27 protein-coding genes are annotated in these 26,882 nt (G+C 65.2%); 12 read left to right on the top strand and 15 right to left on the bottom strand.

All coding sequences use genetic code 11. The annotated features are described in order from the left end of the window. Nucleotides 1-47: 47 nt before the first annotated feature. Both N2604_RS36810 and N2604_RS36805 read left to right on the top strand, forming a co-directional pair. The gene (locus N2604_RS36810; RefSeq protein WP_260372814.1) at nt 48-1,064 is read left to right on the top strand and encodes an alpha/beta fold hydrolase; all 1,017 of its coding nucleotides are present in this window, start codon (nt 48-50) and stop codon (nt 1,062-1,064) included. Nucleotides 1,065-1,079: 15 nt separating this feature from the next. Further along, nucleotides 1,080-2,027: a fatty acid desaturase gene (locus N2604_RS36805; protein ID WP_260372813.1), complete on the top strand. Its 948-nt coding sequence runs from the start codon at nt 1,080-1,082 to the stop codon at nt 2,025-2,027. Nucleotides 2,028-2,083: 56 nt separating this feature from the next. Here N2604_RS36805 and N2604_RS36800 read toward each other — a convergent pair whose 3' ends face one another. Both N2604_RS36800 and N2604_RS36795 read right to left on the bottom strand, forming a co-directional pair. After that, complete coding sequence (locus tag N2604_RS36800; protein WP_260372812.1) at nt 2,084-2,332, bottom strand: hypothetical protein; 249 nt, start codon at nt 2,330-2,332, stop codon at nt 2,084-2,086. Nucleotides 2,333-2,469: 137 nt separating this feature from the next. Next, nucleotides 2,470-3,450: a YafY family protein gene (locus N2604_RS36795; RefSeq protein WP_260372811.1), complete on the bottom strand. Its 981-nt coding sequence runs from the start codon at nt 3,448-3,450 to the stop codon at nt 2,470-2,472. A gap of 86 nt (nt 3,451-3,536) precedes the next feature. Here N2604_RS36795 and N2604_RS36790 point away from each other — a divergent pair, with 86 nt between their 5' ends. Next, complete coding sequence (locus N2604_RS36790) at nt 3,537-4,181, top strand: glutathione S-transferase family protein (RefSeq protein WP_260372810.1); 645 nt, start codon at nt 3,537-3,539, stop codon at nt 4,179-4,181. A gap of 9 nt (nt 4,182-4,190) precedes the next feature. Here the strand turns inward: N2604_RS36790 and N2604_RS36785 are convergent, their stop codons facing one another. From N2604_RS36785 to N2604_RS36770, 4 genes are all read right to left on the bottom strand, one after another. After that, nucleotides 4,191-4,976 carry an enoyl-CoA hydratase/isomerase family protein gene (locus N2604_RS36785; RefSeq protein WP_260372809.1) on the bottom strand — a complete coding sequence of 262 codons (786 nt, stop codon included), beginning with the start codon at nt 4,974-4,976 and terminating at the stop codon, nt 4,191-4,193. Between the two features lie 11 nt (nt 4,977-4,987). Further along, nucleotides 4,988-6,094 (bottom strand): cyclic nucleotide-gated ion channel, encoded by a 1,107-nt coding sequence (locus N2604_RS36780; RefSeq protein ID WP_260372808.1) that lies wholly within the window; start codon nt 6,092-6,094, stop codon nt 4,988-4,990. Between the two features lie 156 nt (nt 6,095-6,250). After that, nucleotides 6,251-6,469 carry a hypothetical protein gene (locus N2604_RS36775; RefSeq protein WP_260372807.1) on the bottom strand — a complete coding sequence of 73 codons (219 nt, stop codon included), beginning with the start codon at nt 6,467-6,469 and terminating at the stop codon, nt 6,251-6,253. 257 nt (nt 6,470-6,726) lie between these two features. Beyond that, complete coding sequence (locus N2604_RS36770) at nt 6,727-8,172, bottom strand: TAXI family TRAP transporter solute-binding subunit (RefSeq protein ID WP_260372806.1); 1,446 nt, start codon at nt 8,170-8,172, stop codon at nt 6,727-6,729. A gap of 398 nt (nt 8,173-8,570) precedes the next feature. On the opposite strand from N2604_RS36770, the gene N2604_RS36765 reads away from it, so the two are divergent. Further along, entirely contained in the window at nt 8,571-8,918 is a 348-nt protein-coding gene (locus tag N2604_RS36765; protein ID WP_260376384.1) for a DUF3307 domain-containing protein, read from the top strand. A 240-nt stretch (nt 8,919-9,158) separates the two neighbouring features. Next, a complete protein-coding gene (locus tag N2604_RS36760) occupies nt 9,159-9,557 on the top strand; it encodes a hypothetical protein (RefSeq protein ID WP_260372805.1) in 399 nt (132 codons plus the stop codon). On the opposite strand, the gene N2604_RS36755 is transcribed toward N2604_RS36760, so the two are convergent. Next, nucleotides 9,554-9,868, bottom strand: coding sequence for a YkgJ family cysteine cluster protein (locus N2604_RS36755; RefSeq protein WP_260372804.1), 315 nt, complete (start codon nt 9,866-9,868; stop codon nt 9,554-9,556). The two genes, N2604_RS36760 and N2604_RS36755, sit on opposite strands and share 4 nt — an antisense overlap. A gap of 5 nt (nt 9,869-9,873) precedes the next feature. Next, nucleotides 9,874-10,572 carry a YafY family protein gene (locus N2604_RS36750; RefSeq protein ID WP_025033709.1) on the bottom strand — a complete coding sequence of 233 codons (699 nt, stop codon included), beginning with the start codon at nt 10,570-10,572 and terminating at the stop codon, nt 9,874-9,876. Between the two features lie 127 nt (nt 10,573-10,699). On the opposite strand from N2604_RS36750, the gene N2604_RS36745 reads away from it, so the two are divergent. Together N2604_RS36745 and N2604_RS36740 are read left to right on the top strand one after the other, a co-directional pair. Further along, nucleotides 10,700-10,978, top strand: coding sequence for a hypothetical protein (locus tag N2604_RS36745; protein WP_260372803.1), 279 nt, complete (start codon nt 10,700-10,702; stop codon nt 10,976-10,978). 39 nt (nt 10,979-11,017) lie between these two features. Then, the gene (locus N2604_RS36740; protein ID WP_260372802.1) at nt 11,018-11,746 is read left to right on the top strand and encodes a glutathione S-transferase family protein; all 729 of its coding nucleotides are present in this window, start codon (nt 11,018-11,020) and stop codon (nt 11,744-11,746) included. A 260-nt stretch (nt 11,747-12,006) separates the two neighbouring features. On the opposite strand, the gene N2604_RS36735 is transcribed toward N2604_RS36740, so the two are convergent. The 6 genes from N2604_RS36735 to N2604_RS36710 form a co-directional block, all read right to left on the bottom strand. After that, nucleotides 12,007-13,158 (bottom strand): ABC transporter substrate-binding protein, encoded by a 1,152-nt coding sequence (locus tag N2604_RS36735; protein ID WP_260372801.1) that lies wholly within the window; start codon nt 13,156-13,158, stop codon nt 12,007-12,009. A 90-nt stretch (nt 13,159-13,248) separates the two neighbouring features. After that, complete coding sequence (locus N2604_RS36730) at nt 13,249-13,668, bottom strand: thioesterase family protein (protein WP_260372800.1); 420 nt, start codon at nt 13,666-13,668, stop codon at nt 13,249-13,251. A gap of 23 nt (nt 13,669-13,691) precedes the next feature. Beyond that, a complete protein-coding gene (locus N2604_RS36725) occupies nt 13,692-14,453 on the bottom strand; it encodes an SDR family NAD(P)-dependent oxidoreductase (protein ID WP_197950494.1) in 762 nt (253 codons plus the stop codon). Nucleotides 14,454-14,478: 25 nt separating this feature from the next. After that, nucleotides 14,479-16,362 carry a feruloyl-CoA synthase gene (locus N2604_RS36720; protein WP_260372799.1) on the bottom strand — a complete coding sequence of 628 codons (1,884 nt, stop codon included), beginning with the start codon at nt 16,360-16,362 and terminating at the stop codon, nt 14,479-14,481. A gap of 10 nt (nt 16,363-16,372) precedes the next feature. Then, nucleotides 16,373-17,182, bottom strand: a complete 810-nt coding sequence (locus N2604_RS36715; protein ID WP_260372798.1) for a crotonase/enoyl-CoA hydratase family protein — start codon at nt 17,180-17,182, stop codon at nt 16,373-16,375. A 116-nt stretch (nt 17,183-17,298) separates the two neighbouring features. Next, the gene (locus tag N2604_RS36710; protein WP_260372797.1) at nt 17,299-18,144 is read right to left on the bottom strand and encodes an SDR family NAD(P)-dependent oxidoreductase; all 846 of its coding nucleotides are present in this window, start codon (nt 18,142-18,144) and stop codon (nt 17,299-17,301) included. A gap of 181 nt (nt 18,145-18,325) precedes the next feature. Here N2604_RS36710 and N2604_RS36705 point away from each other — a divergent pair, with 181 nt between their 5' ends. From N2604_RS36705 to N2604_RS36690, 4 genes are all read left to right on the top strand, one after another. Continuing rightward, on the top strand, nt 18,326-19,822 hold the full coding sequence (locus tag N2604_RS36705; RefSeq protein WP_260372795.1) for an aldehyde dehydrogenase family protein: 1,497 nt from the start codon (nt 18,326-18,328) through the stop codon (nt 19,820-19,822). 111 nt (nt 19,823-19,933) lie between these two features. After that, nucleotides 19,934-21,061 (top strand): alkene reductase, encoded by a 1,128-nt coding sequence (locus N2604_RS36700; RefSeq protein ID WP_260372794.1) that lies wholly within the window; start codon nt 19,934-19,936, stop codon nt 21,059-21,061. 104 nt (nt 21,062-21,165) lie between these two features. Continuing rightward, nucleotides 21,166-21,669: a GFA family protein gene (locus N2604_RS36695; protein ID WP_260372793.1), complete on the top strand. Its 504-nt coding sequence runs from the start codon at nt 21,166-21,168 to the stop codon at nt 21,667-21,669. A 281-nt stretch (nt 21,670-21,950) separates the two neighbouring features. Further along, complete coding sequence (locus N2604_RS36690; protein WP_260372792.1) at nt 21,951-23,612, top strand: thiamine pyrophosphate-binding protein; 1,662 nt, start codon at nt 21,951-21,953, stop codon at nt 23,610-23,612. A gap of 202 nt (nt 23,613-23,814) precedes the next feature. Here N2604_RS36690 and N2604_RS36685 read toward each other — a convergent pair whose 3' ends face one another. Then, nucleotides 23,815-25,194 carry an LLM class flavin-dependent oxidoreductase gene (locus N2604_RS36685; protein ID WP_260372791.1) on the bottom strand — a complete coding sequence of 460 codons (1,380 nt, stop codon included), beginning with the start codon at nt 25,192-25,194 and terminating at the stop codon, nt 23,815-23,817. 276 nt (nt 25,195-25,470) lie between these two features. Here N2604_RS36685 and N2604_RS36680 point away from each other — a divergent pair, with 276 nt between their 5' ends. Beyond that, on the top strand, nt 25,471-26,868 hold the full coding sequence (locus tag N2604_RS36680; protein ID WP_260372790.1) for a M20 family metallopeptidase: 1,398 nt from the start codon (nt 25,471-25,473) through the stop codon (nt 26,866-26,868). The last annotated feature ends 14 nt before the right edge of the window (nt 26,869-26,882 follow it).

Raw genomic sequence — 26,882 nt, 5'->3', positions numbered from 1 at the left:
TGCATCGTGGACGCCGGGAAGGCCGCCGTGAGCGGGAACTTAAGTGCATGACGGCGCAACGCGATTACGAAATGTTCGAGGCCGGCGACGTCACGCTCCAGTCCGGGACCGTGTTTCCGGCGCTGAAGCTCGCCTTCAAAACCTACGGTACGCTGAGCGCCGCCAGGGACAACGTCATCCTCTATCCGACCTCGTTCAGCGCGCAGCACACCGACATTGAATGGCTGATCGGTCCCGACGGCGTGCTCGATCCCACGCGTTACTTCATCGTCATCCCGAACCTGTTCGGCAACGGCCTGTCGTCCTCGCCCTCGAACACGCCCGGGCCCTTCCCCGAGGTGAGCTATCACGATGCCATCGCGGTCCAGCACCGGCTGCTCACCGAACGCTTCGGCATCTCCAAGCTTGCGCTGGTCTATGGCTGGTCGATGGGCGGCATGCAGGCCTATCACTGGGCGGCGCTGCATCCCGACATGGTCGCGCGCGCCGCGGTCGTCTGCGGCAGCGCCCGCTGCGCACCCTATAATCAGGTCTTCCTCGAAAGCGTGAAGGCCGCGCTCACGGCGGATCCCGCCTTCCGCGACGGCCGTTTCGTGGAAAAACCTGTCGCCGGCTATCGCGCCATGGGGCGCGTCTATGCCGGCTGGGCGATGTCGCACGGCTTCTATCGCGACGAGCTCTGGCGCGAAGCGGGCTTCACCTCGCTCGAGGACTATCTCGTCCGCGCCTGGGATGCGACCTTCGCGTGGCGCGATGCCAACGATCTCCTGGCGCAGATCGGCATCTGGCAGCGTGGCGACATCAGTCGCTGTGCGGCATCCGCCGGCGATCTCGATCGCGCGCTGGCGGCGATCAAGGCGCACATGCTGTTGATGCCGGGCGCGACCGACCGCTATTTCGACTTCCGCGACAACGAGGACGAACTCGGCAAGCTCGTCAACGCGAGATCGGCGGTGCTGCATCCGATCCCATCGCTGCATGGCCATCGCGCCGGCAACCCCGTCAACAATCCGCGCGACCGGGCTCTCATCAAGGCCGAGATCGCCGAGCTTCTCCGCAAGTAGGGCACGCAACCAATCATGAGCGACGCAACCATTTCGGACGCCGGTCATCGCCTGAAGCCACTGACGCCGGCGACGCTGCGCGAATTGTCGGTTCGCTCCAACGTCAGAGGTGCGGTGCAGAGCCTCGGCCATTACGGCGTGATTGTGCTGGTGGGCGCGCTGATCTGGCTCGTTTCGTCGAACTGGGGCGTGCTCTGGGCGCTGCCGCTGATGGTGGTGCAGGGCTATGCCGTCGCCTTCCTGTTCATGGCGGTGCATGAGACCGCGCACAAGACCGCGTTCAGGAGCCGCGGCCTCAATCTCGGCGTCGGCTATCTCTCGGCATTCATCATCGGGCTGCCTTACGAATATTACTGCCTGTTTCACTGGGACCATCATCGCTACACGCAGGACCCGGAACGGGACCCCGAGCTGATCGTTGGGGTGAAGCCGAGATCCGACGCGCAGCTTGCGATCGCCTATAGCGGCTTGCTCCAGGTCGCCGGCCGTCTGCGGCTGATGCTGGGCCATGCGATCACCGGCAAGGTCGTCCTGCCATGGATTCCCGAGAGCAAGCGCAACACCATCGTGGCCGAGGCGCGCGCCTATGCCGCGCTCTACGCCCTGCTGCTTGCGCTCTCGCTGTGGTTCTCGTCAGCGCTGCTGCTCTGGGTCTGGATCGTCCCGCTGATCATCGGGCAGTTCTTCCTGCGGCCCTACCTCTACGCCGAGCACACCGGCTGCGACCGCACCCGCAGCGCCTTCCACAACACCCGCACCACCTATACCGGCGCCATCGTCAAATGGTTCGCGTGGAACATGCCTTACCATGTCGAGCACCACGCTTATCCCTCGATCCCCTTTCACGCGCTGCCGAAGCTGAACGCGATCGTCGATGGTGAGATCGTCCATCGCGGCCGCGGTTACATCAGAACGACGCGCGAGACCTGGGCCTGGTTTCGCCGGCAGCGGCGGGCGGGCTAGCTCAACGCAAAGCTCCGGCCGCGATGCGACCGGAGCTTTGTCGTGAAAGCGAGATATCAGTAGATCCCGTAAGCACAGACGTTCACGATACGCACGCGCAGGCCGTGACGGGTCTGGACCAGGCGCTCCTGGTAGCAGTTGCTGACGCCGGTGTTGACGTAGACGCCGCCGAAGCCCCAGCCGGGACCCCAGTGATGACCCCAGTGGTGATGATGGAAGCCACCGGCCGAAGCGGCGGTGGGCGCAAGAGCGGCAACGCCGAGCGAACCGGCGGCGATCAGACCAAGTGCAAGCTTACGAAACATCTTCATTCTCCATTCGGCGCTAGGGCCATTGTTGCGTCCCTGCATTTCGGTCGAGACGAGACGCGATCGCGTTCATGGCAAGCGGGAAGAATCGTGTTTCAGGATTGTTTCGTGGGCTGCGGCAGAATGTGCCGCGATCAGGCTTTGCGCGTCGCGGGATAGCGCTCGGCCATCGCCAGCGTCATCTCGGCCATCTTGTCGCGGAGATCGGCGGGTTCCAGCACTTCGGCCTCGGGGCCGAGCCGCAGCAGTTCGGCCGCTGCGTGCCACGACGTCTTGCCGACCGGCACGCGCGCAATGCGCCAACCCTCTGCATCGGTTGTCTCCTCGAGCTGCGTGCGCGCCTTGACGTAGGGCTGGCTCAGCGCGTCGAGCAGCTTGACTCCGAACGGCGACAGCCGGACGATCGCGACATTGGGATGCATCTCGGCTTCGAGACGAAGTGTCGCAGCGTGCCAATAGGCAGTGAGATCAAAATCGGCGGGGCGGTCGAAGCGGTCGTCGAGCGCCGTGCAGTCGAGCACGCGTGCGACGCGATAGGTGCGCACGCTGCCGTCGACTTGTCCTGCGAGATACCAGCTGCCGCCCTTCAGCACGAGGCCGAGCGGAGCGATCCGGCGCTGCTTCTCCGCACGCCAACTTTGGTAACGAATCCTGATCAGCGTCCCGCGCAGCACCGCGCCGGCGATGGTGCGCAGGTGCTTCGGGTCTTCCGCTTCGCCGAACCAGCCGGGCGCGTCCAGGTGGAAACGCTCCTGCATCCGCCCGGCATCCTCGCGCAAATTCGCAGGCAGGGCCGCCATCAGCTTGTTTTGGGCGGCGATCATCGCGGCATCGAGCCCGAGCGCCGCGGCCGGGCCCGGCAATCCCGCCAGGAACAGCGCGCCGGCCTCGCTCTGCGACAGCCCGTTCAGCCGCACGCGGTAGCCGTCGAGCAGGCGATAGCCGCCTTCAGCGCCGCGGTCGGCGTAAACGGGAACGCCGGACGCCGCGAGCGCGTCGATGTCGCGATAGATCGTGCGCACCGACACTTCACAGGCCTCCGCGAGCTCGGGTGCGGTGACCTGCCCCCTGGCCTGGAGGGTGGTGAGGATCGACAGCATTCGGCTCGCGCGCATGATCCCTTAAAGCATACCTGACACAAGATGTCAGGTATGCTCCGCTACAAGCGGCGCCATCGCCAGCCGGCCAGATGGAGACTGCCATGACCGATCCGAACCGCATCACCCTGTTCTATTCGCCGCAGACGCGCGCCACCGGCACGCGGGTGCTGCTGGAGGAGCTGGGGGCGCCTTACGATCTCCATGTCCTCAACATGAAGGCCGGGGATCAGCGCAAGCCCGCCTATCTCGCCATCAACCCGCTCGGCAAGGTGCCTGCGGTTCGCCACGGCGAGGCGCTGGTGACCGAGCAAGTCGCGATCACCATCTATCTCGCCGATTTGTTCCCGCAGGCGGGGCTGACGCCCGCCCTGAACCATCCGCTGCGCGGGCCCTATCTGCGCTGGATCGCCTATTACGGGTCGTCGTTCGAGCCGGCCCTGATCGACAAATTCATGCAGCGAGAGCCGGCGCTGATCACGCAATCGCCCTATGCCGATTACGATACGATGCTGGGTGCGCTCGAGGCCCAGCTGGCGAAGGGCCCCTATCTGCTCGGCGAGCGCATGACGGCGGCCGATGTCTTGTGGGGCGTCGCCTTCAACTGGACCATGATGTTCGGCATCGTGCCGAAGAAGGATGTCTTCGTCCGTTATGCCGAGCGCATGACCGCCCGGCCGGCGTTCCAGCGCATCAATGCCGCCGACGCCGAGATGGCGGCGCAGCACGCCGCCGCGGCGGGTGGATGAGAGCACGCCTCAGAACCGCGGCGCCCGCTTCTCGGCGAACGCCTTGATGCCTTCCTTGATCTCGTCGCCGCGCATGCTGTCGCGGTGGCGCCGGTCGGCGGCGGCTTCGTCGAGTTCGCCGCGGGCGAACTCGTTGATCGCGCGCTTCATGCCGCGCATCGCCTGCGGCGCGTTGCCGGCGAGGACACCAGCAAGCTTGTCGACCTCCTCGTCCAGGAATTCCACCGGCACCATCGCGGTGAGATAGCCGATGCGCAGCATCTCCGGGGCGCTGATCTTCTGCGCGGTCAGGAATAGCTTCTTCGCGTTGTCGACGCCGAGGCGGGTCACGTAGCGTTTGATGCCGCTCGGGTAATAGTGCAGCCCAAGCCGCGCCGCCGGCATGAACATTTCCGCGCTATCGACGCCGATGCGGAAATCGCAGGCAAGTGCGAGGTCGGTCGAGCCGCCATAGACGCCGCCATTGAGCCGGCAGATCGTCGGCACGCCGAGATCCTCGAGCCGGTTGACCACCGCCTCGAAGGCGGAGCCCGCGCTCTGCTGCTCGCTCGCACTGACCGCGCGTTCCGCCACCGAATTGAGATCGTAGCCGGCGGAGAAGGCGCGTCCGGTTCCGGTCAGCACCAGCACGCGAATGTCGGGGTCGGCCTCGACCCGGTCGAACAATCTCGTCAGCTCGTCGAGATCCTCCGCCTGCAGCCGGTTGAGATGCTGCGGACGGTTGAGGCGGATGGTGGCGCGGGCGCCGGTGACTTCGAGCAGCGGGCCGGTGGCTGCGTCGGCAGTGTCCGACATTCCTGTCTCCATTACTTGTTTTCGAGCGCGCGCCGCTTTGCTTCCGCATCGATGGTCTCGGCGAGATCGGGGTGCCGCGCCATCAGCACGCGGAAATCGACGAGGTCGAGCACCAGCAGCTGCGACACCTTCGTGGTCGAGACGTTGGCTCCGCGCTTGTTGTTGCCGAGCAGCGCCATCTCGCCGAAAAAGGCGCCTTCGCCGAGCTGCACCTTCTTGCCGGGCAGATCGACCTCGACCTCGCCGGCGGCGATGAAATACATGCAGTCGCCCTGCGCACCTTTGCGGATGATCGTGGTGCGCGCCGGCAGCTCGATGGTGCGCAGCATGTGGGTGACGTCGGCGATCGCCGCCGGTCCCAGGGTTGCGAAGAACGGCACCTTGCTGACGGATTCCCAGGTCTTGAGGAAATTGTCGCGCCGCGTCTCCGCGGCAAAGCCGGTCGCGAGGATACCGGTCCAGAGGCCGAACACGCCGAGGCCGGAGATCATCACCAGCGCTGCCACCACGCGGCCCAGCGGGGTGACCGGCACGACGTCGCCATAGCCCGTCGTGGTCAGGGTCACCACCGCCCACCACAATGCGTTCGGGACGCTGCCGAATGTCTGCGGCTGCACGTCCCGCTCCAGGAAATACTCGGCGACGGAGGCGAGGAAGACCACCATCAGGAAGATCACGAGCACGCTGACCAGCGGCCCCGATTCCAGCACCAGGACGCGGCGCAGCTGCCGCAGGCCGGGAATGCCCGGCACCACCTTCAGCACCCAGAGCACGCTGAGCAACCAGGCTGTCTTCGGCTCGACGCTGAGGAGAAGCGCGACCGGCACGGCCAGCGCCCCGATCGCGTCGACGATGCCGGCCGAGGAGGACACGTAGAGCGAAAGCCGCCCCTGCCGCGCCATGTGGCGCAGCCGCACCAGCCATTCGAACACGAAATAGGCGAGGCAGGTCCAGAGCAGGGCGCCGACCCAGCCCCACGCCTCCTTGGCCCTATTGTCCGTCAGCAAGACCATGCCGAGCACGCCGACGGTCACCGCGACATAGGCCGCCTTGGTCATGTTGCGGCCGGCCGTGGCGGCCGCGAACTGGGCCAGAGCGGAGATCAGCGGCTTGGACATGCGAAGAAGGCTATTCGGTCTCGGGGCAGGTCTCGAGGCCCCGGATGGGACGTCGGCGCCAAAGTGCCTGCCCGGGCGGAGCCCGTCAACGACGGCGCAGGCCGTTTTGCCGGCGCCGCTGCGCCGGGCCTGCCGTCGGTGCCGCCGCCGGCGGGGCTACCTGAAATGTGGCGGCTCGTCGTAGCCGCGGCGGCTGCTGAAGAACAGCAGCACCATCAGCCCGACGCCGACGATGAGGGAGAACCCCGCGCCCAGCGCCAGTGCCACATAGCCTTCCGTCGGGATCGGCTCACCTTCGACTGCCATTGCGGAATAGGCGAAGTAGCCGGCCGCCGCCAGCATTGCCAGAAGGAGGATGATGAGGAGTGCACGCATGCCGCGTTCTCAGGTTGCAACCGGAAACCAACGGTTGCGGATGGGCTGGGTTCCAGACGGCTGGCTGGCGATCGGACGGGAAGCCTCCGTGTCGTGCCCCGGTCGCGGCGCGGCACGAAGTGATGCGCTGCAGAGCCGGGGCCTATGTGGCGACGCATACCGCGGCCGGTTCCTGGGTCCCGGCTCGGCGCTGCAACGTCTTCGGCATTGCAGCTTGCCCGGGACACGAAAGTCTTTAATTGTCCAATCCGGCGGGGTCAGGCGCTCTGGGCGGTCTTCACCACCACGACATTGCTGTCGTCCAGCGGAGCCGGCCCGGCATCGCGCGCCGTCTTGTCAGCTTCGCTGGCATGACGTTTCAGATAGTCGCGGCGCATGCCGATCTCGTCGCGGACGAATTCGTAGCCGAGCTTGAAGGTGTCGAGCCCGTCGGTACTGATCGTGCCGTCCCTGAGGCCGATGACGGCACCGCGCAAGATGGCCTCGAGCTCATCCTGAAGACATTCGAGCTGATCCAGCGAGTGGGCGTGCTCGATCCGCTCGCCGATGTCGAGGATGGCGGTCGAGAGCTCGCTGGCCTTCTCCGGCGCGATGCGGGTGATCTTGGCGTAGATCGCGGCGAAGATCGAGCCGATGACGCTGAGCGCTGCGGCGCCCAGATACATCATGTCGCTGTATTTATCCATGAACGACTTGGTGTCGTCGTTGATGTAGTCGGCAGCGCCCCGATGCGCGATCACGAAGGCGTCCTTCTCGACGGAGGCCGGCTCGATCCTGGTGGCAAAGCCGTTGTCGAGCCCGAGCGCCGACTTGTTCTCGTAGACGATGCGGGCGAGCTCGCCGGCCGTGCTCGGGGACATCCTGGATTGCGCGACCAGCAGCCATTCGAGCCCGATCGTGTCGAGATCGTCGTCGGGAATTTGCGGGGATGTCGACACCGTTCCCGCTGTCAGCGTCTCGTCGGAAATTCCGGGGAATTTGCGCGCCAGCGTCTTGGCTTCGTCGATGGCGTTCAGCGTGAAGCCGCCGCGCTTTGCGGCTTGCTCGTAGGATTTGTCCCGGATCGCCTTCGAGGCGTGGACGATCGCGATCACCGCGCTGAAGCCATTTGCCGGGGCAAACAGCTTGTCGAGCGTCGCGCCCTGCGGCGCCATCTGGATCTTCGCAGCCTCGGGGCCATCGGGGACGTCGAGGATGCTGCGCACGAACGCGAGCGAGGATTCGTTCTCGGCGACGACAGCGACCTTCTTCTTCTTCAATTCGGCCAGCGACTTGATCTTCTTGTTGCCGGGACCGAGCAGGAGCACGAGATCGTGCTCGAGGATCGCGAGCGTGCGCGCCCGCAGCGGCACCTTGGCGTCCGTGCGCAGCACGGCGAGGTCGGCCTGCTTGCGGTCGAACTGGGCGAGCGCCTTGGCGTTGTCGGCGTTGCTGACGATGTTGATCCGGAAGCGCGATGCGTTGTTCTTCAGGAGGGCGGCGAGCTTGGCTGCGAACAGCGCCTCGTCGCTGTTGGGGCCGCCGACGGCAAAGGTCAGCGTCTCCGAATTGTGCACCAGCGTGCGGCCGGCCCAGACGGTGGCAAGCGACAGCAGCAGGGTCAGCACGACGTAGAGGAAAACCTGCTGCTGGTTGGTCTTGATCACCTTGGGACGCCGGGTCGGCGGCACGGTCGGCGATGCGGCGGGGCCTTCAGTACTCATCGCAGCACTCTGGCCTTATCGTTTGGCTGGCGGCGCGTGGCTTGGAAGCGCAGCGCGCCCGGTAATTCGTAAACGCCTGAAAAAAGAACGATATTCTCGATCGCCGATGATAGCGCGAGGGGAGCGGAATGCAAATTTCGAGCCGAAGGTAACCTTACTCGATATGCCCGCGGCGATTGGCCATCCTATCACCAGTTAGCCACACTTGACGATTTTCCGGTTCCACCCGGCTGCATTCCGCCGCGGGAGATGCCATAAATCACGCGTCCCGGCGATTTGACCGGTCCAAGAAGAAGTTGCGCTGAACGCTCCAATTCTTCTCGTCACGTCAATGAGGCGTCAGCTTGTCGTTTCCACCCATGTCATCGGCGATTCCTGTTGAAGCGCTCATTGGCTGGATGTTGCTGCTCACCTTCAAGCACGTCATCGCCGATTTCGTTCTTCAGACCGCCTGGATGGCGCACGGCAAGGACCAGAAGCATGGCTGGGCCCTGCCGCTCCTGGTGCACTGCCTGGTCCACCTTGCGGTCGCGCTGCCGCTGATCGTGATCGTGGCGCCGAGATTCTGGTTCGTGGCCTTCATCGACTTCCTGATCCACATCACGATCGACCGCGCCAAGGGATTCGTCTCCGCCAATTTCGGCGTCGATCTCGCCCATCCCTGGTTCTGGACCCTGATCGGCGTCGACCAGGCGCTGCACCACCTGACCGGCTTCGGCCTCTCCATCTTCATGGCGGCGAACTGACTGCGACGCAGTCATTCCGGGGCTCGCGAAGCGAGAACTATGGTGCGCAGTTGCGCACCTGAGAATCTCGAGATTCCGGGTTCTCGCTTCGCGAGCCCCGGAATGACGGCAAGCAGTCAGTCCCGTCCTCGCCGCCGATTCGTCGCCCACGCGCAAGCACCCCGGGTGACTACCGGGCAGCGTGGTTAACCTTTCGTTAGAGAATTGCGCTGCATCTTCCCCACACGAGGGAGAACTGCAATGTTTTCAAGCCGCGATGCCTTTGAAAGCGATTTCTGCCCGGTTCGTGACGAGCTCCTTGGCGAGATGTACCGCGCCGGCGAGAGTGGCCTGCCGAGGCTGGTTGAGAGTGTTTCCCCTGACGTGCGCGCCAGGCTGGCGCTGTTCTGCTACCGCCGCAGTCATTTGCACTCGCTGGCGGTCGCGATCGCAGCGAGCTGCAGCGAGCGCGACCTGATCGAGAATGGCGGCCGCGTCGGCTCGACGCTCTTCGCGCTGTCGCGCGAACGCACCGCGAAAGCTTCAACGTCGCTGTCGGGAGGGCGCAAACCGATCACGCTGTCGACCAAGCCGCTCTCGGTGCTCGCGCCGCTCGATGACGAGCTCGACGACGAGGTCGGCGAAGCGGTTCCGGCCTAGGCGATCTGGATAACGGGCAGGCCGAACTTCCGCCGCGCCATCGCGCATTCGGCGTCGCCCGGCATGCAGGTGCGGCACACCTCCGGCCGCACGTCGTAGATGCCGCAGGCCGTCATCTTCCCGATCTCGCCTTGCAACGCAGCGCAGCGATCGCCCTCGCAGCGCATGCCGGATTGCCGGTCGTTGACGAGCGCCGCCGGGATCAGCGCAAGCTCCTCGTCGCTCTCGACCGAGAAGCGCGGCCAGTTCTGCGAATAGCCGCAGCAGGCACCGCAGCCCTGGCAACAGCTCGACAGCTCGGTCTCGTCCATCGTCCTCACGTATCCTTCGGCGGACCCCAGACCAGGCTCTGCCGCCATCTCGCGCGCAGCACGTCGCGCCGCTCCGGATATTTCTCGTCGAGATAGGTCGCCTCGACCACCCGGTCGGTGCGGAAGCTGCGGAAATCGCCGCGCAGCTCGCACCAGGCCGCCAGCAGCCGCACCGCTTCGAGATAGCCGACCGAGATCGGCCAGATCATGCGCTCGCTGGGGCGGCCCTGCTCGTCGCGATAGCGCAGCATGATCTTCTTGCCTTCATGGATCTGGGTGCGGGTGCGCGCCATGTCCAGGCGGTCGGGTTCCCGGTTCCAGCTCGGTCGCGCCCGGCTCGCGGGCTCCAGCACGAAGGGGCGCAGGCGCTCAGGCACGGTGTCGGCGATCTTGGCCATCAAGTCTTCGGCCGCGCGCGCCAGCGCGGAATCAGCGTGCCCCGCGACCCATTGCGCGCCCAGCACCGCCGCCTCGATCTCGTCGGGCGTCAGCATCAAGGGCGGCAGGTCGAAACCCTTTTCCAGGATGTAACCCATGCCGGCTTCGCCGCGGATCGGCACGCGCTGGCCGATCAGGGTTGCGATGTCGCGATAGATGGTGCGCTTCGAAGTCTCGAGCTCGGCCGCGATCGCGTCCGCCGTCAGCGGCTTACGCGTGCGCCTCAGCACCTGGATGATTTGAAACAGCCGGTCGGCGCGTCTCATGACAGGTCTCTTGTCGCTGCTTTTTCTAAGGTGGTGTTTTCAGAAGGCGGCGCGCGGCTGCTGACAGGATGTTGGCAGCAGGGGAGTTCTATACCGGGACAACACATCGACTGAAGAGGATTTGTCCATGATCATTCCAACCCATTTCGGCCAGGCCGGCCCGTTGTGGCGGAGCCAGCCTTTCCAGGTCCAGGCATGGCAGGCTAGGGCCTTCAGCCGCCTCGTCTCGCTTGATGTCACAACAATTGTCGACCTCCGCCTTGCGCTCGCCACCGCCACGACGCGCACGCTGGTCCATGCCGCGGATGCGCTGGTCCGCCACGTGATGGGCCGCGCCTGGCGAGGGGCCCGCTTCGCAGAAGATATCACGGCTGCTGCCACCATGGTGGCAGCAGCCGGCCGCTAGGTTCCCTTCCACTCGTTCGACAGGTTCAGGAGAGCTTGCATGATCACGCTTTACGGCTTTGGCGCCGGCTTCGGCCTGCCGGAAATCAGCCCCTTCGTCACCAAGACCGAGGTGCAGCTCAAGATGGCGGGACTGCCTTACCGGAAGGAGCGGGCGATGCCGCCGGCCTCGCCCAAGGGGCAGCTGCCCTTCATCGACGACGGCGGCGAGGCGGTGGCCGATTCCACCTTCATCCGGGCCCATATCGAGCGCCGCTACGGCTTCGATTTCGATGCCGGCCTGTCCCTGGCTGAGCGCGCACAGGCCTGGGCGTTCGAGCGCATGATCGAGCATCACGTCTATTGGGCACTGGTCGGCGCGCGCTGGGTCGATCCGGTCAATTTCGCCAAGGGTCCTGCGCATTTCTTCGACGGCGCGCCGGAGCACAATCGCGAGAAGCTGCGCGAGGATGCGCAGTTCCGCGTCGCCGAGAACTATCTGCTCTCCGGCCTCGGCCGCCATGCGCCGGATGACGACGTCGATCTCGCCGTGCGTTCGCTGTTCGCGCTGTCGGTGCAGCTCGGCGACAAAGCGTACCTGATGGGCAACAGGCCCTGCGGCGCCGACGCGACGGCCTTCGGCGCGCTGGCCGGAATCCTGACGCCGTTCTTCGAATCCGCCTTGCGCGAGCGCACAGAGGGATTTCCGAACCTCACCGCCTATGTCGACCGCATGATGGACGACTATTATCCGGAATTCGCCTGGACGCCGCTGCGGCAGGCGGCGTAGCCCCAGTGCATCGGCAGGCTCGGTTTAACCTCTCCCGCTTGCGGGAGAGGTCGGCGCGAAGCGCCGGGTGAGGGTTTTCTCCTCTAGGGGGTTTTCTCCGTGAGCCTCGGGCGGTCCCAACGCGGAGGCACCCTCTCCCCAACCCTCTCCCGCAAGCGGGAGAGGGGGCGCACCTGCGCCGGTGCGCAGCTCACTCCATTGACCAAACAAAAGAGCCGGCCCATCGGGCCGGCTCTCGTCGTCTCGAATGTTTGCGACGCCTACTTCACCAGCGAGTACTTGCCGTCCTTCACCGTGAGCAGGATGCGCGAGCGCTCGTCGAGGCCGTAGCGGTCCTTTTCGGTGAAGTTGTAGACGCCCTGGCTCGCCGCGAGCTCTTTCTCCGTCAGCAAGGCCTGACGGATCGCTTCGCGGAATTCCGGCGTGCCGGGTTTTGCGGTCTTCAGCGCGGTCGGGATGACGCGCTTGAGGATCTCGAAGGCATCATAGGAATGGCCGGCGAACTGGCTGCGGCTGTTCGGGCCATATTTGGCTTCATAGGCCGAGTTGAGCGCGAGACCCGGCTTCTTGGTGGCGGCTTCATCCGGCTGGTCCTCGGGATCCATGACGGGACCGGAGGCCATCAGCACGCCCTCGGCCGCTTTGCCGGCGATGCGAATGAAGTCCATGCTGGCCGCGCCGTGGGTCTGGTAGATCAGGCCCTTGTAGCCGCGTTCGCGCAGCTCGGTCTGCGGCAGCGCGGCCGCGGTGCCGGAGGCGCCGACCAGGATGGCGTCGGGATTGGCCGCGACGAGCTTCAGCACCTGGCCGGTCACCGAGGTGTCGGGACGGGCGAAGCGCTCCTCGTCGACGATGGTCATGCCCATCGGCACGGCCTGCGCCTTCAGGTCGTTGAACCAGAGGTCCCCGTAGGAATCGGAATAACCGATGTAACCGAGCGTCTTCACGCCCTTGGCCTTCATATGGTCGTACAGCACCTTGCCGACGATCGGGATCGGCTGCGGCATCGCCACCGACCACTTCATGCGCTCCGGCGTGATCGGGAAGGGCGCCAGACCAAAGTGCGGGATACCGGCTTCATTGGCGACGTTGGAGACGGCAATGGTCGGCGGCGTCAGCGCCGAGCCCATGATGATGTCGGCCTTGGATTCGGTGACGAAGCGGCGGGCGTTGGTGGTGGCGGTGGTGGGATCGCCGCCGTCGTCGAGCACGATCACCTTCAGCGGCACGCCGCCGATCTCCTTCGGCACGAATTCCAGCGCGTTGCGCTCGGGAATGCCGAGTGCCGCACCCGGGCCGGTCGTGGTGGTGGTGATGCCGATGGTGACTTCGCTGGTCTGGGCCAGCGCAGGCAGCACCGGCAGGGCCAGCGCGGCCGCAGTGATGGCAGCGGTCAAATAAAAGCGTTTCATCTGTTCCTCCCTTGACGTGTTTATTTGAAAGCAGAAATTGGGGGGTAATTCAGCCCCCTCTTTTGGTGATGCGGCGATTTAGCTCCGGACTTAACTCCCCGTGAATTTGGTGACCATTTCCGCCGGGAAGGGTGCCGATTTCAGCTTGTCGGGGTTGTCAGGATCGCGGCCGACCAGGACGCGGGTCTCGAAACCCTCGATCGCGAGCGCCTCGCCCTTGTAGACGTTGTGCTTCACCTCGAAGCTCGAGCGCTTGATGCTCTCGATTCTGGTCTCGATGGTGATCCAGTCGCCATAGGTCGAGGGGATGTAGAACTTGGCCCGCGTGTCGACCATGGGGATGCCCACCAGGCCGTATTTGCGGACCAGGTCCTGCTTGGAGAAGCCGGCGACCTCGAACAGGGTCGAGGTCGAATCGTCGAACATCGCGAAATAGCGCGGGTAATAAACGATGTTGGCGGGGTCGCAATCGCCCCACTGGATCTGGACCTCGCGCCGGTTCACGAACATGAGCGCTGCCTTACTCAGCGAACTTACTTCGGCGCCATGCGCAGAGAGCCGTCGAGGCGCACCACCTCGCCGTTCAGATACGCATTCTCGACCATGTGCAGCGCGAGCGCGGCGAACTCGTCGGCCTGGCCGAGCCGGCGTGGGAAGGGAATGGCGGCGGCGAGCGAGTCCTGGGCCTCCTGCGGCAGGTTCGCCAGCAGCGGCGTCAGGAACAGGCCGGGGGCAATCGTCAGCACGCGGATGCCGAACTGCGCGAGCTCGCGCGCGATCGGCAGCGTCATGCCGACGATGCCGCCCTTGGAGGCCGAATAGGCGGATTGGCCGATCTGGCCGTCATAGGCGGCAACGGAGGCGGTGTTGATGATGACGCCGCGCTCGCCGGTCGCCTGCGGCTCCAGCTTGGACATTTCGGTGGCGGCGAGACGCAGCATGTTGAAGGTGCCGATCAGGTTGACCTTGATCACCTTGTCGAAATCGGAAAGCGCCATCGGGCCGTCGCGGCCTACCACGCGCTTGGCAACGCCGATGCCGGCGCAATTGACCAGCACGCGCGCCGGGCCATGGGCCTTGGTCGCCTGCGCGATCGCAGCTTCAGCGGAGGCGGCATCCGAGACGTCGCAGGTCACGGCGACGCCCTTGATCTCGGCGGCAACGGATTCCGCAAGCTTCGTATTGAGATCGCACACCGCGACCTTGGCGCCCTGCGCGGCCAGCTTTCTTGCGGTAGCCGCGCCAAGTCCTGATGCGCCGCCGGTGACGATGGCTGCCTGATCCTTCAACAACATGGCGTTCTCCTTTGGCGATAATTTTCTAGCCGACCGATATCACACGGTTCGACGGATTGGCAGCGTAGAGCTCCTCGATCAGCTCGCCGCGATGCTCCAGCACCGCGCGCTGGTTGATCGAGCCCTTGTCGGTGACCTCGCCCTTGTCGATCGACAGCGGCGTGTCCATCAGGATCGCGCGCGTGATCCGTGTCGAGGAGCCCGTGGCCTGGCTGAGGAAACGGGTCAGGCGCTCGCGGAACGCTTCGCGCACCAGGCGGTCGCGTGTCGCGACGACGAGATCGTCGGGCGGCAGCGTCGGGTTGATCAGGCGGCAGCCGTCGAGATCGAGCACGACCAAAGCGGAGATCTCGTCGCGATTGATGCCGGCAATGACGACGTCGCGCACCAGGGGCGCGCAGGCTGCAACGAAGCGTGCGCGCAGCGGGCCGACGCTGACCCAGGTGCCGCTCGCGAGCTTGAAGTCCTCGCTGACGCGGCCGTCGAAATCGAAGCCGGCGTTGAGATCATCGGGATCGGCGGGCTTGAGCGCGTCGCCCATCTTGTAAAATCCTTCCTCGTCGAAGGATTTCGCGGTGATGTCGGGTTGCCGCCAGTAGCCGGGCATCACGTTCGGCCCCTTGGCGCGCACTTCCAGCTTGCCGTTGTTCGGCACCAGCTTGGCGTCGTTGCCGGAGACGGGCAGGCCGACATGGCCGGAGCGGCTGGTGCGCGGATTGACCGACATGAAGAACGGCGCGGTCTCGGTCGCGCCGAGACCGGTCAGCATCGGCACGCGATAGCCCTTCTCCTTCGCCGCGAGCTCGTCGAGGCTGTTCCAGATGAACGGCGACAGCGCCGCGCCGGAGAAGAACATCGCATGCAGCCGGTCGAAGAACTTTGCGCGCAGGCCCTGGTCGTCGCGCAAATAGGGCAGCAGCGATTCGTAGCCCTTGGGCACGTTGAAATAGACCGTCGGCGAAATTTCCCGGAGATTGCGCACGGTCTCCTCGATGCCGCCAGGCACCGGCTTGCCGGCGTCCAGATACATCGAGCCGCCGTTGTAGAGCGTCAGGCCGATATTGTGATTGCCGCCGAAGGTGTGATTCCACGGCAGCCAATCGATGATGACCGGCGGCTCGTCCTTCAGGAAAGCGAGCGTCTCGCGCAGCATCACCTGGTTGGCGCAGATCATGCGCTGGGTGTTGATGACGGCCTTGGGATTGCCGGTCGAGCCCGAGGTCAGCAGGAATTTTGCGATCGTGTCAGGGCCGATCCTGCCGTGGACGTCGTCGAGATCGCCACGGATCGGCGTCGCCATGAGATCGGCGAGCAGGGTGACGTCGCGGCCCGGCACGTTGCCGTAGGATGCCGCGATCTCGGTGCCGAGCGAGACGTTGGCGGCGAGCGCATCGGCGAACTTGTCGGCGTCATCGGCGAAGACGAGGCCCGGCGTCAGCAGCTTCATCAGATAGGACAGCTTGCCGTAATCCTTCGACACCAGCGAATAGGCCGGCGACACCGGGCAGAACGGAACGCCGGCGTAGAACGCGCCGAAGGCGAGGAGCGCGTGGTCGATCGAATTGCCCGAGAGGATGACGACCGGCCGCTCCGCCGACAGGCCGCGCTGGATCAATGCGGAGGCGATGTGCCGGCTCGCGGTGAGCAGCTCGGCATAGGTGATCTTGCGCCAGCCGCGACCGCCTTCGCGCTCGGCCATGAAGACGCGGTCCGGCGTCGTCGCGGCCCAATGATGCAGGCGATCGGTGATGCGGACCGGATAGTCGCCGAGCGGCTGCTTTGGCCGCAAATAAATCGTGCCGTCGTCGCGCCGCTCGATGTTGACGACGGGATCGCCGAACGAGATGGGCCGGAGCGGGAAATCGCTCGCGCCGCGCTCCAAGCCGGAAGAGGACGGCTGCGCGCTCATGACTTTACGCTCATGATTTGGGCTTCACCTTCGCGGTCTTGTGCTCGAGGAATTCGCGGATCCGCCGCTTGGCCTCCTTGTCGCTCTGCGCGACGGTGGCCATCAGAGACTCCATCAACAGGCCGGTCTGCGGATTGGCTTCTGCGATCATCGGCAGCGCCTGGAGCACGGCGAAATTCGTCAGCGGGGCGTTTGACGCCACCTTGGCCGCAAGCTCCAGCGCCTTGCCGAGCCCGTTGCCGGCCTCCGTCAGATATTGCGCGAAGCCGTAGGACGCGCCTTCGGTCGCGCTGTAGACGCGTCCCGTCAGCATCATGTCCATCATCCGGGCAACGCCGATCAGCCGCGGCAGCCGCACCGAGCCACCGCCGCCGACGAAAATGCCGCGCTGCCCCTCCGGCAGCGCGAAATAGGTCGAGGGCTCGGCGACGCGGATATGGGCCGCGCAGGCAAGCTCCAGCCCGCCGCCGATCACGGCGCCCCTGAGCGCTGCGATCACGGGCACGCGGCTATACTGGATGCGGTCGAACACCCGGTGCCACATCTGGGAGTGCAGGAGCCCGCCGGTGGCGTCGTGCTCGGTCAGCTCGGAAAGATCGAGGCCTGAGGAGAAATGGTCGCCGATGCCGTGGATGACGACCGCGCCGATATCCTCGGGCAGGTTGGTAAAACACTCGCCGATTTCCAAGATGATGCCGTCATTGAGCGCATTGCGCTTGGCCGGCCGGTTCAGACCCACGGTCAGAACCCGGTCCGCCCGCTCGATCCTCAAGAGCCCGGAGGCGCCCGCGTTCGCGGTCTCGGCGTTTCCCTGTGTCATTTGCGTCCTTGTCAGAATAGTTATGTTGTATAACGAATTTTGGGGGAGTCAAGGTGGGGAAGCTAGGTGGGCGGGACCCCTCCCTCTCCGGGGGCGAGCGAGAGAGCGGTGCAGGCCTACTTTCGCGTCACAAACTTCGCGAATGCATCGGCGTAATCCGGATGCCAGCGCGACAATGGCGGGCGGTTCTCGACGATATCGCCGGCCGCCCAGAGCATGCGCTTCTCGTCGAGCGCCCGCGGGACGTCATTGTCCGGGCAGAGAATGTAGAAGTCGCCGGCCTCCAGCCGCGCCAGCATGAAATCGACCGTCTGCTCCGGCGTCCAGGCGCCGGCCGGCTTCTCGGTGCGGCCCTTTGCGGTCAGGCCGGTGAAGACGAAGCCCGGGATCAACAGATGGGCTGTGATGTGGCAGCCCTTCGTGTTGCGCAACTCGTGTTGGAGCGCCTCGGTGAACGCCTTCACGCCGGCCTTGGAGACATTGTAGGCGGGGTCGCCCGGCGGCGTGGTGATGCCCTGCTTGGAACCGGTGTTGATGATGAGGCCGCCTTTGCCGCGCGCGATCATGTTCGGCGCGAAGATGCGCGAGCCGTTGATGATGCCCCACATGTTGACGGCGATGATGCGCTGCCAATTGTCCGGCGCCTCGAACAACGTGCTGCCGGGCTGAATACCGGCATTGTTCATGAGGACGTCGGTGCCGCCGAACCGCTCCTGGACTGCGCGCTCGAGTTCCGTCACGCTCTCGATCTTGCTGACATCGATGGCCGAGGTCATCACGTTCGCGGCAGACGTGACGGATGACAGTTTTGTTGCAGCTTCTGCCAAGCGTGTCTCATCGACATCCGCGATACACACCCTCATTCCAGCGCGCGCAAATGCCGCGGCGGCGGCAAATCCGATGCCGGCTGCGCCACCCGTGATCACGGCAACATTGTCCTTGACGATGGCGGGATGCGACATGGATCGTCTCCGTGGAAGGCATTCGGCCGAGCTATAGCATGGCAGCACGGCGACCCTGCACAAGTCGACATGGGAGGTCTTCGTTCCGCGCTGCCTTTACGCCTATCAGGCACGGCGGTATCCTCGACAGAACGATCCCGCCCAGATCGAACCAACCAATCACCTGACAGGGAGTGCAGCCATGGCTGTGTCGCAGGCTATTCCGATCGCGCGCCATCCGTTCGCCAACGGGTCCTACAAGCAGATGCTGATCGACGGGAAGTGGATCGATGCAGCCTCGGGCAGGCGCTTCGAGACCCGCAATCCCGCCACCGGCGAGCTGCTCGCAACCGTCGCCGAAGGCGACAAGGAAGACATCGATCGTGCAGTCGCGGCCGCCCGCCGCTCCTTCGAGGGTCCGTGGAGCAAGGTCAAGCCGTTCGAGCGGCAGAACCTGCTTCTGAGGCTCGCCGACCTCGTCGAGAAGAATTTCGACGAATTGTCGCAGCTCGATACGCTCGACATGGGCGCGCCGCTGAGCCGCACCCGTGCCTACCGCCTGCGCGCCGTCGGCATGCTGCGCTATTACGCCGGCCAGACCACCGCGATTCACGGCGAGACCATCGAGAACTCGCTGCCCGGCGAGATCTTCTCCTACACGCTGAAGGAGCCGGTCGGCGTCGTCGGCGCCATCATTCCCTGGAACGGTCCGCTGACCGCGACGATCTGGAAGATCGGCCCGGCGATCGCGACCGGCTGCACCGTGGTGCTCAAGCCCGCCGAAGAAGCGCCGCTGACCTCGCTGCGCATCGCCGAGCTTGCAATGGAAGCGGGCGTGCCGCCCGGCGTCATCAACGTCGTTCCCGGCTATGGCGAGACCGCGGGCGCGGCGCTCGCCTCGCATCACGACGTCGACAAGGTCGCCTTCACCGGCTCGCATGTCACGGGCCAGTCGATCATCCGTGCCTCCGCCGGCAACCTCAAGCGCGTCTCGCTCGAGCTCGGCGGCAAGTCGCCGGACATCGTGTTCGCGGATGCCGATCTCGACGCCGCCGTGCCGGGCGCGGCGATGGCGGTGTTCGCCAATTCGGGGCAGATCTGCAGCGCCGGCACGCGCCTGTTCGTCGAGCAGTCGATCTACGACGAGTTCGTCGGCCGCGTCGCCGAGTTCGGCAAGAAGCTGCAGGTCGGCAACGGCCTCGATCCCAACGTGCAGATCGGACCGCTGGTCTCCGAGCAGCAATTGGAGCGGGTCACCGGATATCTCGACATCGGCCAGAAGGAAGGCGCCAAAGCGCTCGCCGGCGGCGGACGCGTCACCGAAGGCGCATTGTCGAAGGGCTTCTTCGTCTCGCCGACGGTGTTCGCAGGCGTCCAGGACAACATGCGCATCGCGCAGGAGGAGATTTTTGGTCCCGTCATCTCCGCGATCGCGTTCAAAGACATGGACGAGCTGGTCAAGCGCGCCAACAACACCACCTTCGGCCTCGGCTCCGGCCTGTGGACGCGCGATGTCAGCAAGGCCCATGCGGTGGCGAAACGCTTGCGTGCCGGCTCGGTGTGGGTCAACTGCTACCAGGCGATGGACCCGGCGGTGCCGTTCGGCGGCTACAAGATGAGCGGCTACGGCCGCGAATCCGGCAAGCAGCACGTCGAGGAATATCTCAACGTGAAGGCCGTCTGGATCAAGACGGCCTAGTGTCCCTTCTGCGTTTCGCGGGGAGGAATTCCTTCGTGGGGGCGGCACCTTTTCCGGGTGTCGCCCCGCGCTATATGATCGTCATCTTACCAAGCTCCAGTTGAGGCCAGCATGAAATTCGAAGCGTTGTTTCGGCCGTTGCAGGTCGGTCCCTACAAGCTTGCGCATCGCGTTGCGATGGCGCCGTTGACGCGCATGCGGGCCGAGCGCGACACTTTTGCACCGCGGCCGCTCAATGCCGAATATTACGGCCAGCGCGCGACGAAGGGCGGCCTGATCATCGCCGAAGCCTCGCCGGTGCTCTCGCACGGCCGCGGCAACCCGGCGACACCCGGCATCTATTCGGAGGCGCAAGTAGCAGGCTGGCGCAAGGTGGTCGACGCCGTGCACGCCAAGGGTGGCATCATCTTCCTCCAGCTCTGGCATGTCGGTCGCGTCTCTCATTCCTCCTTCCACGGCGGTGAGCTGCCGGTCTCGGCCTCGGCAATTCCGATCAAGGCCGAAGGCATGAAGGCGATGACGGCGGACGGCAAGATTGCCGATTACGAGACGCCGCGCGCGCTGGAGACCGAGGAGGTGAAGGGCATCGTCGAGGCGTTCCGGCAGGGTGCCAAGAATGCGCTCGCCGCCGGCTTCGACGGCGTCGAGATCCACGGCGCCAACGGTTATCTGCTCGAGCAATTCCTGCAATCGCGCAGCAACCAGCGCACCGATCAATATGGCGGCGGAATCGAGAACCGTGCGCGCCTTCTGCTCGAGGTCACGCAGGCCGCGATCGACATCTGGGGCGCGAACCGCGTCGCCGTGCGGCTCTCGCCCCACGGCATCGCCAACGATTCTGGCGAGCCGGATCCGATGCCGCTCTATACCCACGTGGTGAGGGCGCTCGACAAGCTCGGTCTGGCCTATCTGCATCTCATCGAGCCGCGCTCGAGCGGCGCAGGCCGTGCTGATGTTCATTGGGAAAACGTGCCATCAGCGATGGTGCTGTTCCGCCCGCTTTACAGCGGCGTACTGATGACCGCCGGAGGCTTCACCGGCGAGAGCGCCAACGCGGCGATCGCGGAAGGTCACGCCGACATCATCGCCTTCGGCCGCATCTTCATGTCCAATCCGGATCTGCCGCGTCGTCTTGAGCACGGCTACCCGATCACGCCGTACAACCGCGCGACCTTCTATGGCGGCGAGGAGAAGGGGTACACGGATTATCCTGTCTACGACGAGCTGACGCCGGCGTAGCTTGCTCCGTCATTCCGGGGCGATGCGGAGCATCGAACCCGGAATCTCGAGATTCCGGGTCTGGTGCTTCGCACCATCCCGGAATGACAGCGAGGAAAATACACATGGCCAAAGCCGCAGCCGCCGCAGGGATCGCCACCGGCCAATGCCTCTGCGGCAAGGTCACATTCGAGATCGACGTGCCTGCGCGCTGGGCCTGGCACGATCATTCCGCCGGCAGCAGGCGCGCCCATGGCGCGGCCTACGCCACCTATGTCGGAAGCTGGAAGAAGCGCTTTCGCATCACCTCCGGCAAGACCGCGCTGACCCGCTACGAGGACAAGGCGACGAAGACCGCGCGCAGCTTCTGCTCGCATTGCGGCACGCCGATCATGTACGAACGCCCGCGCGGCCCCCACATGGTCAACATCCCGCGGGCACTGTTCAACGGGCGCACCGGCCGGCAGCCGCTCTATCACATCGCGATCGAGGAGCTGCAGGAATGGGCCTATACCGGCGAGCCCCTGATGCCCCTGAAAGGCTTTCCCGGCGTGGTCTGGCAGCGCTCGAAAAAGAAGAAGCGCGCGGGCGGAGAGGATCCGTTCGAGCTCGGGCGGGAGGAGATGTAGGGGGCCGCTTGCTCAGCTCTCGTGCCCCGGACGCAGCGCAGCACCTCTTAGGTGATGCGCTGCTGAGCCGGGGCCCATGTAGCGGCGAATTCGGCGCTAGTTTGGGTCCCGGCTCTGCGCCGCACCGCTACGCGCTGCGTCGCGTCCGGGACACGAGAGCGGGAGCTGCCGCTCAGCCTTTCCCGCGCAACGCAGCCATGACCGCGCTTTCTTGCGCGTCTGCCGACATCTCGGCCATCATGCCTCCGTCCTTGCGGCGATTGTCCGCTCCTGGAGGAAACATGAAGAACAAGATCACCGGCCGCTCCGCTTTTCTCGCGCTGCTCAAGGACGAGGGCATCACGCATCTGTTCGGCAATCCCGGCACCACCGAGCTGCCGATCATGCATGCGCTGAAGGACCATCCTGATCTCACCTATGTGATGGCGATGCAGGAGAGCCTGGTGGTCGCGATCGCCGACGGCTACAGCCGCGCTTCGGGCAAGCTCGTCGCCTGCAACGTCCACGTTGCGCCGGGCCTCGGCAATGCGATGGGCTCGCTCTACAACGCCCAGTTCACGGGCACGCCGATGATTTTGACCGCGGGCCAGCAGGAGCAGGGTCACGGCCTGATGGAGCCGGTGCTCTATGGTCCGCTGGTGCGCATGGCCGAGCCGCTGGTGAAATGGGCGGTCGAGGTGACGCGGCTGGAGGACCTGCCGCGCATCGTGCGCCGCGCCGCCAAGGTGGCGATGACGCCGCCGACCGGGCCCGTGTTCATCTCGCTGCCGGGCGACATCCTCAACAGCGAAGCCGGGATCGATCTCGGCCGCTCCACCCGCATCGATGCGCGCACGAAACCGTCGGACGAGGTGCTGAAGGCCTTGGCCGCACGCCTGCTCAAGGCCGAGCGTCCCGTGATCGTCACCATGGACGAGGTGGTCAAGAGCGATGCGCTGAAGGAGGCCGCTGAACTGGCCGAGCTGCTCGGCGCGGCGGCCTATCAGTCCTCGACACCGTACGGCTCGCACTTTTTGTCCGAGAGCCCGAGCTTCATCGGCACGCTCGCGCGCGTGCAGAAGGCCGCCCGCGATACGCTCGCGCCGTATGATCTGTTGGTCGCACTCGGCGGCGATCCCTTGCGGATGTCGGTCTATAGCGAGGTCGACGCGCTGCCCGAGGGCCTCGGCATCGTGCAGGTCGGCCTCGTCGATTGGGAGATCGCCAAGAATTACGGGGCCGAGATCGCGCTGAAGGCAGATTTGAAAGAAACGCTGCGCGCGCTGATCCCGGTGCTGAAGGAGATGGGCGGCACGGCGCTCGCGAGCCGCGCAAAGCAGCGTCTTGCCGAACTCGCGCCGAAGAACTGGACCGCACGCCGCGCCGCGTTGGTCGAGCAGATCGGCAAGAGTGCGGGCCGTAGCCCCATCGATCCCGACTATCTGGTGCTGCAAATGGTCGAGGCCATGCCTGATAACGCCATTCTCGTCGACGAAGGTCTCACCTCCAGCCGCCAGGTCACGGCGCTACGTCCGCATCGCGACCGCTACGGCTATCATGGCCTCGCCTCCGGCGGCATCGGCTGGGGCCTGCCGGCCTCGGTCGGCGCCAGCATCGCCAATCCAGATCGCCCCGTCGTGTGCTTCTCAGGCGACGGCAGCGCGATGTACTCGATCCAGTCGCTCTGGACTGCCGCCCACCACAAGCTGCCGCTTAACGTCGTCATCGCCAACAATGGCGGCTATCGCATCATCAAGCAGCGCCTGCTCGCCTTCCACGGCGACGACAATTACGTCGGCATGGATTTCGTCGATCCGCCCGTCGATTTCGCCGGCGTTGCGAAAGCGCTCGGTTGCGAGGCGATCAAGGTCAGCGATCCGCGCGAGTTGAAGGCGACGCTGACGTCGGCGTTCAATCGGCCGGGGACGAAGCTGATCGAGGTGATGGTGGACGGGAAGGTGTAGGGCACGTTCTCAGCTGTCATCGCCGACTCGATCGGGCGATCCAGTATTCCAGCGGCGGCGGTGATTGAGCCGAGACGCCGCGGCGTACTGGATGCCCCGGTCCCGGCTCCGCCAAGGCTACGCCGAGGCCCACACGAGCGCTCGGCGCGCCGAAGCTTCGGCGAAGGCGGCAAGCCGGGGCATGACAGCGAGTGTGTGGCTTCTACGCCTTCTTCCCCACCCGATACCCCGCCGCCGGGTGTGGCGCGTCGAGCCTGGCGCGGCCTCGGCCGAACAGCTTTTCCCGCAACGTGCCCTTGGCGTACTCGCTCTTGTACCGCCCGCGCCGGGTCAGCTCCGGCACCAGCATGTCGGCGATGTCCTCGAAATCGCCGGGCGAGATCGCGAATGCGACGTTGAGGCCGTCGACATCCGTCGCCTCGAACCATTCTTCGATCTTGTCTGCGACCGTCTCCGGCGTGCCGACCACGACCGGGCCGGCGCCGCCGATGCCGACGTGCTCGATGACGTCACGCACGGTCCAGACGCGGTCAGGGTCGGCGCGGGTGACGTTGTCCATCGCGCTGCGGCCGGCATCGTTCTGGACGTGGCGCACCTGCTGGTCGAGGTCGTAGCCGGAGAAGTCAACGCCGGTCCATCCCGACATCAGCGCCAGCGCGCCTTCGGGGCTGATATGGCGCCGGTAGTCGGCGTATTTCTCTTTGGCTTCGGATTCCGTCCGTCCGAGGATGATCGTCATCATCGAGAACATCAGGATCTCGGCCGGGTTGCGTCCGAGTGCAGCGGCCTCCTGCCGGATCGCAGACACGCGCGGTGCAATCACCTTGGCCGACGGTCCCGACATGAACACGCACTCGGCATGCTTCGCCGCGAACTGCCGGCCGCGCGGCGAAGTGCCGGCCTGGTACAGCACCGGCGTGCGCTGCGGCGAGGGTTCGCTGAGATGAATGGTGTTGTTGATGCGGTAATTCGCGCCTTCATGATTGACGCGATGAACTTTTGCCGGATCGGTGAAGATGCCGCGCTTGCGGTCGCGCAGCACGGCGTCGTCCTCCCAGCTGCCTTCCCAGAGCTTGTAGACGACCTCCATATATTCGTCGGCGATGTCGTAGCGGTCGTCGTGCCCGGTCTGCTTGTCCTTGCCCGCGCCCCGCGCGGCGCTGTCGAGATAGCCGGTGACGACGTTCCAGCCGACCCGCCCCTCGGTGAGGTGATCGAGCGTCGACATCCGCCGTGCGAACGGGTAAGGCGGCTCGAAGGACAGATTGCTGGTGACGCCGAAGCCGAGATTTTGCGTCACCGCGGCCATCGCCGACAGCAGCAGCAGCGGCTCGTTCGACGGCGTCTGCGCTGCATTGCGCAAAGCTGCGTCAGGGCTGTTGCCATAGACGTCGTAGACGCCGAGCACGTCGGCCAGGAACAGCCCGTCGAAACGGCCGCGCTCCAGCGTCTTGGCCAGATCGATCCAGTAGGGCAGGCGGTTATACTCGGCGGTGCGGTCGCGCGGATGGGTCCAAAGGCCCGGTGACTGGTGTGCGACGCAATTCATCGCAAAGGCGTTGAGCCTGATCTCTTTGGCCATGTTGGTCCCTCGGCGCCCTGTACTGAGCGCTCTTCGAATGATAGATGTGCGCCCCAAATTGGCGAAGTTCTTGCATATCGCTTGCGCTTGGCAAGGCCAAAGTCGGCGTCGCAGCTGCGCTTGGCAGGCCGATCCTAGCGAAGCAAGAACGAAATCCCAAGAGAAGTACAAGAGAACTACAAGAGAAGTACAAGAAACTATCCAAGTCCCCGCCACTTTCGAAGGCAAACCCGCCTCAGGTAAGGTCCTTCGTCTCACAAATCTCGAAAAGCAAGTATGACCAGAGCCGACGCCATCGCCCGCGCCCGTGAGGATTTCAAGTCCGGCGCGTTCCTCGCCGAACTCGACCGCCGCGTCGCCTACAAGACCGAGAGCCAGAATCCGCAGCGCGGCGCCGAGCTGCGAGCCTATCTGGAGCAGGAGATGCAGCCGGCTTTCGCCGCGCTCGATTTTTCCAGCCGCATCGTCGAATCCCCGAGCGGCAAGGCGCCGTTCCTGTTCGCCGAGCATCACGAGAGCGCGTCCGCGCCGACCGTGCTGGTCTACGGCCATGGCGACGTCGTCGACGGCATGGAAGGCGAGTGGCGCGATGGCCGCGATCCCTGGCGCACCAATGTTGCGGGGACGCGCCTCTACGGCCGCGGCACCGCCGACAACAAGGGCCAGCACAGCATCAACATGGCGGCACTCCGCGCGGTGCGCGACGCGCGTGGCGGCAAGCTCGGCTTCAATGCCAAGTTCATCATCGAGATGGGCGAGGAGATCGGCTCGCCCGATCTCAGCAAGGTCTGCGATCTCCATCGCGACGCGCTCAAGGCCGATTTGTTCATGGCTTCCGACGGGCCGCGCCTCTCGGCCGATCGGCCGACGCTCTTTCTCGGCTGCCGTGGCGGCATCCGCATCCATCTCGATGTGAACTTGCGCGATGGCGGTCACCATTCCGGCAATTGGGGTGGTGTGCTCGCCAACCCCGCGACCATCCTGGTCAACGCGATCTCCACCCTGGTCGACGGCCATGGCCGTCTCCAGCTGGACGCCTTGAGACCGCCGCGGCTGACCAACCAGATCCGCTCCTATCTCGCCGACGTCGAGGTGGTGCCGACTGCGGACGAGCCGACGCTGGCCGAAAACTGGGGCGAGGAGGGGCTTTCGGCCGCTGAACGGCTCTACGCCTGGAACACGCTGGAAGTGCTTGCGATGTCCTCAGGCAACATCGAGAAGCCGGCCAACGCCATTCCGGGCCAGGCCAATGCCGTGCTGCAACTGCGTTTCGTGGTCGGGACGAAGGTTGAGGGGCTGATCGAGGCGATCCGTGCGCACCTGGTCGGACGCGGTTTCCCGATGGTCGAGGTGCGCGCGGCGCAGAGTTTTGCTGCATCGCGCACCGATTTCGACAGCCCGTGGATCAAATGGGCCGCGGATTCGGTGCAGGAGACCACCGGCAAGGCGCCGGCCGTGCTGCCGAATTTCGGCGGTTCGCTGCCCAATGACGTGTTCTCCGAGATCCTCGGCCTGCCGACGATCTGGGTGCCGCACTCCTATCCCGGCTGCTCCCAGCATGCGCCCAATGAGCACATCCTGCTGCCATTGACCGAAGAGGCCTTGACGGTGATGGCCGGGCTGTTCTGGGATCTCGGCGAGTTGCCAAAGCCACTGACAGGCCCGTTAACCTGAGCCGATAATCCAGC

Source organism: Bradyrhizobium sp. CB1015, assembly GCF_025200925.1.
GTDB lineage: Bacteria > Pseudomonadota > Alphaproteobacteria > Rhizobiales > Xanthobacteraceae > Bradyrhizobium.
This window is presented reverse-complemented; position numbering and strand designations above follow the sequence as displayed.